Source organism: Streptomyces sp. M-16, from assembly GCF_052114405.1.
GTDB lineage: Bacteria > Actinomycetota > Actinomycetes > Streptomycetales > Streptomycetaceae > Streptomyces.
Genome location: NZ_JBFRER010000282.1, coordinates 1 through 1,919, shown reverse-complemented (window position 1 = coordinate 1,919; position 1,919 = coordinate 1). Strand labels below are relative to the sequence as shown.

Below are 1,919 nucleotides of genomic sequence, written 5' to 3'. Positions count from 1 at the left end.
AGCTCGGACGCGTAGACCTTCTTGACGCCGTCGCCGAGGGCGGTCTCGATGGTGCGGATGTCGCGCACGAGGCGGGCGAGGCCGCCGGGTTCGACGGAGGCGGCCTGGTCGGAGCCCCACATGGCGCGGTCGAGGGTGATGTGCCGCTCSACGRMGSWGGCGCCSAKGGCGACGGCGGCSASSGTGGTCTGCAGGCCGGTCTCGTGGCCGGAGTAGCCGAYCGGGACGTTCGGGTACTCCTCCTGGAGGGTGTTGATGACGCGCAGGTTGAGCTCCTCCGCCTTGGCCGGGTACGTCGAAGTGGCGTGGCAGAGAAGGATGTTGTCGCTGCCGAGGACCTCGACGGCGTGCCGGATCTGCTTGGGGGTGGACATGCCCGTGGACAGGACGACGGTGCGGCCGGTGGCGCGCAGGGCGCGCAGGAGTTCGTCGTCGGTGAGGGAGGCGGAGGCCACCTTGTGGGCGGGCAGGTCGAACTTCTCCAGGAAGGCGACGGCCTCGGTGTCCCAGGGGGAGGCGAACCAGGCGATGCCGCGGCGGGCGCAGTGCTCGTCGATGGCCAGGTAGTCGGCCTCGCCGAACTCGACGCGGTGGCGGTAGTCGATGTACGTCATCCGGCCCCAGGGGGTGTCGCGCTCGACGTCCCACTGGTCGCGCGGGGTGCAGATCTCCGGGGTGCGCTTCTGGAACTTGACGGCGTCGCAGCCCGCGTCGGCGGCGGCGTCGACGAGGGCGAAGGCGGTGCCGAGGTCGCCGTTGTGGTTGATGCCGATCTCGCCGACGACGTAGACCGGGTGGCCGGGGCCCGCGATGCGCGAACCGAAGCTGCGCTGACGGGTGTTGGGGGTGGCGACGGTCATGGCAGGGGGTGTCCTTCGATCGGTGGGGGCGGGGTCCGGTGCGTGGGGGGCGTCGAGGAGGGGTGCCAGGAGGCGGGCGCGGGCGAGGTCGTGCGGGTCGTCGACCTCCAGGACCCGCGCCGGGTCGGCCGGCACGGGCAGGGTCCGGCCGAAGAAGCGGTGCCGGGCGGTGCGGAAGCCGGCCGCGTCCATGGCGTAGGCGGCGCCGGTCTCCAGCAGTTCGGCGGGGCGGTCCTGCCGGCGGGGCCGGTACGCCGCCTCGTGGTTGACCCCGGCTCCGCGGCCGTCGGGTGCCGTCCGCCACAGGAAGCCGTGGAAGGGGGCGGCGGTCAGGGCGGTGTCGGCGGCGCCCGAGGCCACGGCCGCGGCCACCGACTCGACGTCCGAGGGGGTCAGGAAGGGGCTGGTGCACTGGACCAGCAGGAGCACGTCCACGGTGAGGGAGTGCAGTTCCTCGAAGGAGTCCAGGGCGTGCAGCAGGGCCGCCTCGCTGCTCGCGGTGTCCCCGGCGAGGGCCGCGGGCCGGGTGAGCACCGCGGCTCCCGCGGCGCGGGCGGCCGCCGCGACGGCCGGGGAGTCGGTGGAGACCACCACGTCGGTGACGGTGGGCGCGGCCCGGCAGGCCCGCACGGCGCGGGCGACGAGCGGGATCCCGCCCACGGGTGCGGTGTTCTTGCCGGGCACCCCTTTGGACCCGCCGCGGGCCGGGATCACCGCGAGGACCCTCACAGCTCGCCCAGCCGTCGGATCACCGGGGCCACCCGCTGGACGCCGTGCCGGTAGGCGCCCCGGGCGGCCTCGCGCAGGTGGGCGCGGAGCCAGCGGCGCGCCCCGGAGGACTCCCCCGCCGCACGGGCGCCGGTCCCGGGGAGCGGGGTCCCGTCGGGGGCGAGCCGGTGGCGGGCCAGGATCCCGGGGAGGTAGCCGGGGGCGGTGGCGAGCGTGTAGTACGGGGCCACGGGCGGCAGCCGGTCCGCGGCGAGCAGCCCCGTGACCCGGGCCCGCGCGGCGGCGTAGGGGTCGGCGGCGGGGCCGACGGCGGGCGGGCCGGCGGCGGGT

The 1,919-nt window shown here is 76.0% G+C and carries 1 protein-coding gene and 2 pseudogenes; all 3 read right to left on the bottom strand.

Translation table 11 applies throughout. From position 1 onward, the window contains the following. The coding region (locus tag AB4039_RS42090; RefSeq protein ID WP_442273289.1) for an N-acetylneuraminate synthase family protein at window positions 1-860 on the bottom strand (860 nt) is incomplete at its 3' end. Between the two features lie 381 nt (window positions 861-1,241). Further along, window positions 1,242-1,520, bottom strand: a pseudogene (locus tag AB4039_RS42085) (cytidylyltransferase domain-containing protein); the annotation flags it as partial. 65 nt (window positions 1,521-1,585) lie between these two features. Beyond that, window positions 1,586-1,919: pseudogene (locus AB4039_RS42080) on the bottom strand (DUF6716 putative glycosyltransferase); the annotation flags it as partial.